Annotated in this window: 1 pseudogene; it reads left to right on the top strand. The window is 43.6% G+C overall.

Annotated features, from left to right (window positions below):
• A pseudogene (locus R8N47_RS24790) lies at window positions 1–761 on the top strand (type VI secretion system ATPase TssH); the annotation flags it as partial.

Below are 761 nucleotides of genomic sequence, written 5' to 3'. Positions count from 1 at the left end.
AAAAATCTCATTCGAGAAGTGAACGAATCTTCGCAGCCAATCATTCTTTTTATCGATGAAGCTCATGGTCTAATCGGAGGTGGTGGTCAAGCGGGACAAGGTGATGCTGCTAATATATTGAAACCAGCGTTGGCTCGAGGAGAGTTACGGACCATCGCTGCAACTACTTGGGCTGAGTACAAAAAATATTTTGAAAAAGATGCCGCGTTAACGAGGCGCTTCCAGGTTGTGAAAGTAGACGAGCCGACTCCTGAGTTAGCGGTAGATATGCTTAGAGGCTTGGTTAACATCATGGGGCAACATCATGATGTTTATATCACAAGCCAAGCACTGAATGCTGCGGTACAACTTTCTGCTCGCTACATCAACGGACGCCAACTACCAGATAAAGCAGTATCAGTATTAGATACTGCATGTTCGCGTGTTGCATTGAGCCAATCTGCCACTCCGGGCGCGTTGGATAGCAAAAAGAAAAAGCTAAACATCAAAGAAGCGGAGTTTCAACAACTTTCCAAAGAGGCTCTGTTAGGCGTAAGTCACGATGAACAGCTTAATAATATTCGATATGAGATCGATGAGTTATCTAATCAAGTCATAGAATTAGAGGCAATTTGGGAACAAGAAAAGCAGTGGGTTCAAGAAGCTAAGTCGTTGAGAGTTAAGGTGATAGAAGAGAATGCCGACTGTGACAAAGAGCGATTACAGGAAATCGAATCGAACTTAGCTCTCAACGCGCAACCTTTAGTCTTTTCTCATGTGAA

Source organism: Vibrio sp. 2132-1 (genome assembly GCF_033344315.1).
This window is presented reverse-complemented; position numbering and strand designations above follow the sequence as displayed.